Genomic DNA, 6,000 nt, shown 5'->3' with positions numbered 1-6,000 from the left:
GCTTATGAAGACATTACTAACATCGATGTGTATTAATCAATGGGGAGCAGGTCACCACAGCCATTGGAAATGGCCCACGATCTTCAGTATTACGTCATTGCTAGTGAAAAACCTTTTAAAATCCCGCCTTCTTTACGGATCGCCCTTGACCTTCCCCTTGATGGAAGGTTTAAGCTTCATCACAGTTCCCCTCAGTTTCATCATTAAGGAGAGTGTTTATGTCTCATACCATAGCGCTGGATCTGGATGGCCTGTCCTGCGGCCATTGTGTAAAACGTGTGAAAGAAAGCCTGGAGAAACGCCCGGATGTCGAACACGCCGAAGTCACCATTGAACGTGCCGAAATCACCGGTAGCGCCAGCGCGGACGCGTTAATCGCCACCGTGCAGGAAGCCGGATACGGTGCGAGCTTAAGCCACCCAAAGGCTAAACCGCTGGCAGAGTCATCACTCCCGTCGGAAGCACTGACAGCGGCCAATCCTGAGCTTCCGGCAGCGGATGACCTTGATGACAGCCAACAGCTGCTGATCAATGGCATGAGCTGCGCCAGCTGTGTCTCCCGGGTACAAAAAGCCTTGCAGGCGGTACCTGGCGTCACCCAGGCACGGGTAAACCTGGCGGAGCGCACCGCGCTGGTAATGGGCAGCGCGCCCGCCCATGATTTAGTGCAGGCCGTCGAACAGGCTGGCTACGGCGCAGAAGCCATTGAAGATGACATTAAACGGCGCGAACGCCAGCAAGAAACCGCCCTCGCCACCATGAAGCGCTTTCGCTGGCAGGCTATAGTGGCGCTGCTTGTCGGCGTGCCGATCATGGTTTGGGGCATGCTCGGCGACAACATGATGGTCACCGATGCCAACCGCACGCTGTGGCTGGGGCTGGGTGTTGTCACGCTGGTGGTTATGGTCGTCGCAGGCGGCCATTTTTACACCAGCGCATGGAAAAGCCTGCGTAACGGCAGCGCCACAATGGATACGCTGGTGGCGTTGGGTACTGGCGCGGCCTGGCTCTATTCGATGAGCGTGAATCTCTGGCCGCAGTGGTTTCCCATGGAAGCCCGCCATCTTTATTACGAAGCCAGTGCGATGATTATTGGCCTGATTAACCTCGGCCATATGCTCGAAGCGCGTGCACGTCAGCGTTCTTCCAGAGCGCTGGAGCGCCTGCTTGATTTAACACCACCTACCGCACGCATCGTCACTGACGAGGGCGAAAAGAGCGTACCGTTAGCGGAGGTTCAGCCGGGTATGACGCTGCGTCTGACCACTGGCGATCGGGTACCGGTTGACGGTGAAATCAGCCAGGGCGAAGCCTGGTTCGATGAAGCGATGCTCACCGGTGAACCCATCCCACAGGAGAAAGGTGCCGGAGATAACGTGCATGCCGGCACCGTCGTGCAGGATGGCAGCGTGCTGTTTACCGCCAGCGCGGTCGGCAGCCACACAACGTTATCGCGCATTATCCGTATGGTACGCCAGGCGCAAAGCAGTAAACCGGAGATCGGTCAGCTTGCCGACCGTATTTCCGCCGTGTTTGTGCCGGTCGTTGTCGCCATTGCGCTGCTGAGTGGTGCTATCTGGTACGTTTTTGGTCCGGCACCGCAAATTGTCTATACGCTGGTGATTGCCACCACCGTGCTGATCATAGCCTGCCCGTGTGCGCTGGGGCTGGCGACGCCGATGTCGATCATTTCCGGTGTTGGCCGCGCAGCGGAATTCGGCGTGCTGGTGCGCGATGCTGATGCGTTGCAACGTGCCAGCGCGCTGGACACGCTGGTGTTTGATAAAACTGGCACCCTGACGCGCGGGAAACCTGAAGTAGTCAGGATCATCACGCAGGACGGCGACGAGGCAACAGCGCTGCGCCTGGCGGCTGCGCTGGAACAAGGTTCCAGTCACCCGCTGGCCCGCGCCCTGCTCGACAAAGCGGGCATAGCGGCTTTACCGGTTGTCAGCCAGTTCCGCACTCTGCGTGGGCTGGGGGTGAGCGGTCAGGTAGAAGGACATGATCTCTTGCTGGGCAATCAGGCTTTGCTGGCGAGCCAGCAGGTCGATAGCCAGGCCTTTGCAGATCACATATCCGCACAGGCGCGTCTGGGCGCTACGCCGGTACTGCTTGCGATCGATGGCAAAGCTGTGGCGCTGTTTGCGATTCGCGATCCACTGCGGGAAGAGAGTGCTGAAGCATTGCAGCGTTTGCACCGCGCAGGTTACCGCCTGGTAATGCTCACTGGCGATAATCAGACCACAGCCAATGCCATCGCCAAAGAGGCGGGCATTGATGAGGTGATTGCCGGTGTCCTGCCGGATGGCAAAGCCGAAGCGATTACAAATCTCCAACGCCAGGGCCGTAAGGTGGCCATGATTGGCGACGGTATTAACGATGCGCCCGCACTGGCACAAGCGGATGTCGGTATCGCCATGGGCGGGGGCAGTGATGTGGCGATTGAAACGGCAGCCATCACGTTAATGCGCCACAGCCTGACAGGCGTTGCCGATGCGCTGGCTATCGCCAACGCCACCTTGCGCAATATGAAGCAGAACCTGCTGGGCGCGTTTGTGTATAACGCGTTCGGCATCCCGATAGCGGCTGGTATTCTCTGGCCACTGACCGGCACCTTGCTCAATCCGGTGGTGGCGGGCGCAGCTATGGCGCTCTCCTCCATTACCGTGGTGAGTAACGCTAACCGCCTGTTGCGTTTTAAACCTCGCCAGTGAGAGTAACCCCCCGCCAACGTATTGGCGGGGTTTACACCCTCATCACCCACGCGTTAGCATGATGTTTTGCCTTCAGGATGCGCGTATGGCTCTGTTTCACCGCTTAAAAAACGTGGTTCGCGCGCTATTTACGCGCCGTTATAGCTGGCCTGCGCAGGATATTGTTCTTCCCGGCAACCGGATCCTGCATCTTGTGGGCAGTATTCATATGGGCACCCATGGTATGTCGCCATTGCCGGGCGCACTGCTGCAAAAGTTGCGCGAGGCCGATGCCCTGATTGTGGAAGCCGATGTTGCGGGTTCGGATTCCCCTTTTGATAACCTCCCTCCCGCCGCACCGCTGGAACAGCGGCTCAGCGCTGAATGGCTTGGCAAGCTGGATACTATTCTGCAAACCCTCTCTTTACCCCGTGATGAGTTTGACGACCGCCCGGCATGGCATATTGCTCTTGTGTTGCAGGCAACACAGGCGCAACGGCTGGGGTTGCGCCCGGAATACGGCATCGATTACCAGCTATTACGCGCAGCGCAGCAGTATCAGGTGGCGATCATGGAGCTGGAAGGCACCACCAGCCAACTGGATATCCTGAGAGAGCTGCCAGATGAGGGAAATGAACTCCTGCAGGATACGCTGACCCACTGGCATGATAATGCCCGCTTACTGCAGGTGATGATCAGCTGGTGGCTGGAAAATCCCCCTGCCGACGATCAAATGGCGTTGCCGAGCACCTTTAGCCAGCCTCTGCATGACGTGCTGATGTATCAGCGAAACCAGGCCTGGTGCGAGCGCCTGTTCGCACTGCCGCCGGGCCGCTACGTGGTGGCGGCAGGAGCGTTACATTTGTATGGTGATGGCAATTTACCTTCACTGCTGCGCGAGAAAATGGCGCAATAGCGCAAGATGGTACTATTTGCACGGCGGCGCTTTGGCGTATGCTGATGGCGTGAAACGACCAGGAAAGTAAGAAGGATTGCGATGACACCCGCCGTGAAACTGCTCGAAAAAAACAACATCTCCTTTCAGGTACACACATACGATCATGATCCGAATGAAACCAATTTTGGCGACGAAGTGGTGCGAAAACTGGGTCTGAATGCCGATCAGGTCTATAAAACGCTGCTGGTGGCAATTAATGGCGACATGAAGCATCTGGCGGTAGCCGTCACGCCGGTCGCCGGGCAACTGGATCTGAAGAAAGTCGCCAAAGCGCTGGGCGCGAAGAAAGTGGATATGGCCGATCCGATGGTGGCGCAGCGCACGACCGGTTATCTGGTGGGCGGCATTAGCCCGCTGGGGCAGAAAAAGCGCCTGCCAACGCTGATTGATGCACCCGCACAGACGTTTGCCTCAATCTATGTTTCCGGCGGCAAGCGCGGGCTGGATATCGAACTGGCGGCGAGCGATCTGGCGAAAATGCTGGATGCACAATTTGCCGATATCGCCCGCCGCGAGTAAGGACAGGTTACTGCCAGCTCACCTCACCGTTGGGTTCGTAAGCATTCACATCCAGCGGCGAGTTTTTCTGAATAAACTCTTTTAGCGCTTCGGCATCAATAAAGCCGGTGTTCACATAGCTGGTTTTATTGTCGAGGCGCGGGTAGCCATCCCCGCCGGTGGCGTTAAAACTTAATGTCGCCAGACGGTATGTCTTCGCCATGTCGATCGGCTCACCTTTGATTTTCAACTCGCTCAGCTTGCCGTCTTTTGCCACAAAACTGACGTTAGCAAACTGCGGATACGCACCGGAATCCGGTTTTTTCTGCGCGACCGCCGTCAGATACTCCGTCAGTTCCTGGCCGTTAAGATCGACATACACCAGCGTGTTGCCAAACGGCTGCACTTTCAGCACATCTTTATAGGTAATATCACCCGCTTCGATCGAATCGCGTACACCACCGCCGCTCATCACCGCTAAATCGGCATTGGTGCGCGCCATCTGCGCGGCAAGGATCACATGCGCCAGGTTGGTCTGTACAAAACGTACCTTGCTGCGATCGCCTTCCAGATGACCATTGGTTTTGCCGATTTTGACGTCAAGCTGCGCTTTACCCTTGTTCTGGAACGGAGTCAGCAGTGAGAGCATTTGTGGGTTTTCGGCAATTTCCGGCGTGTAAAGCACCCGCTCACTTTGCCCATTGTCGTAAGTGACCTTTTTCTTCAGGTTGACCGGGATAAGCTGATACCGCACCAGTTTCATCTCACCGTTACGGAACTGGAAGTCCGCACGGCCCACATATTTGCCCCACTCATGCGCCTGCACAATCCAGATACCGTTTTGTTGATCCGGCGCGCACGGGGTACCAGGCACGTAATCCACCTGTTTTTTGTTTTCGGATGCCATACATACTGGATCTTGTGAGTGACCACCCACAATCATCGCCAGCGCGCCTTTAGGCAGGCTACGAGCCATCTCCACATCGCCTGGCGCATTAGAACCATGTTCGCCATTATCGTAGTGGCCCATATGTGTGGTCGCGATGATCACATCCGGCTTTTCGTTTTGCTTCAGCTCGCTGATCACCAGCTTCGCTTCATCAGCTGGTTTACGGAATTCAATGTCGGTGAAAAACTCCGGGTTGCCAATTTTCGCCGTGTCGTCCGTGGTTAACCCAATCACCGCAATTTTTAGCCCCTGGCGATTGAAAATCATCCACGGCTTGAAGAGCCGCTCGCCGGTACTTTTTTGATAAATATTGGCCGAAAGGAACGGGAACTTCGCCCATTTTTCCTGCTGACGCAGTACGCTGAGCGGGTTATCGAACTCATGGTTGCCAACGGCCATCGCATCGTAGCCGATCAAATTCATGCCACGGAAGTCAGGCTCTGCGTCCTGCAAGTCCGATTCTGGCACCCCGGTATTAATATCACCGCCGGAGAGCAACAATACGCTGCCGCCCTGCGCCGCCACCTCTTTACGGATGCCATCCACCAGCGTTTTTTGCGCCGACAAACCATACTCGCCGTAATCGCTTCGCCAGAAATGGCCATGATGATCGTTGGTATGCAGGATGGTGACGTTATAGGTTTTATCGTGCTCGTAAGCCTGTGCCTGCCAGCTTGCCATACTCAGCGCCGCCATCAGCGCCAGCGCGACATGCTTCTTTATCAATTTCATGCTTCTCTCCCTGACCCATTAATAAAACCCAGAAATTACCGTGCATGAGGATAATAGACAAATACGTTTTCCGCATTGCGACTTCCGTCAAACCTTTAGCGCAGGTATGTTAGCCTGATAACGATTACAGTTCTGAATACATCAATCCCCTCTCTCAAACATATGTG

4 protein-coding genes are annotated in these 6,000 nt (G+C 55.9%); 3 read left to right on the top strand and 1 reads right to left on the bottom strand.

Going from position 1 to position 6,000, the window contains the following annotated elements:
• Positions 1-218 precede the first annotated feature (218 nt).
• The 3 genes from copA to ybaK all read left to right on the top strand — a co-directional run bounded on the left by copA (position 219) and on the right by ybaK (position 4,173).
• Entirely contained in the window at positions 219-2,717 is a 2,499-nt protein-coding gene (gene copA, locus RTX30_RS09370; protein WP_312689124.1) for a copper-exporting P-type ATPase CopA, read from the top strand.
• An 85-nt stretch (positions 2,718-2,802) separates the two neighbouring features.
• Entirely contained in the window at positions 2,803-3,612 is an 810-nt protein-coding gene (locus RTX30_RS09365; protein ID WP_312689122.1) for a TraB/GumN family protein, read from the top strand.
• 81 nt (positions 3,613-3,693) lie between these two features.
• Positions 3,694-4,173, top strand: coding sequence for a Cys-tRNA(Pro)/Cys-tRNA(Cys) deacylase YbaK (gene ybaK, locus RTX30_RS09360; protein ID WP_312689120.1), 480 nt, complete (start codon positions 3,694-3,696; stop codon positions 4,171-4,173).
• A 7-nt stretch (positions 4,174-4,180) separates the two neighbouring features.
• Here the strand turns inward: ybaK and ushA are convergent, their stop codons facing one another.
• Entirely contained in the window at positions 4,181-5,833 is a 1,653-nt protein-coding gene (gene ushA / locus RTX30_RS09355; protein WP_312689118.1) for a bifunctional UDP-sugar hydrolase/5'-nucleotidase UshA, read from the bottom strand.
• Positions 5,834-6,000: the final 167 nt, after the last annotated feature.

It is taken from the genome of Kosakonia sp. (assembly GCF_032052965.1).
Lineage (GTDB): Bacteria > Pseudomonadota > Gammaproteobacteria > Enterobacterales > Enterobacteriaceae > Kosakonia.
Note: the sequence above shows the minus strand (reverse complement) of the source record. Positions and strands in the feature narration are given on the sequence as shown.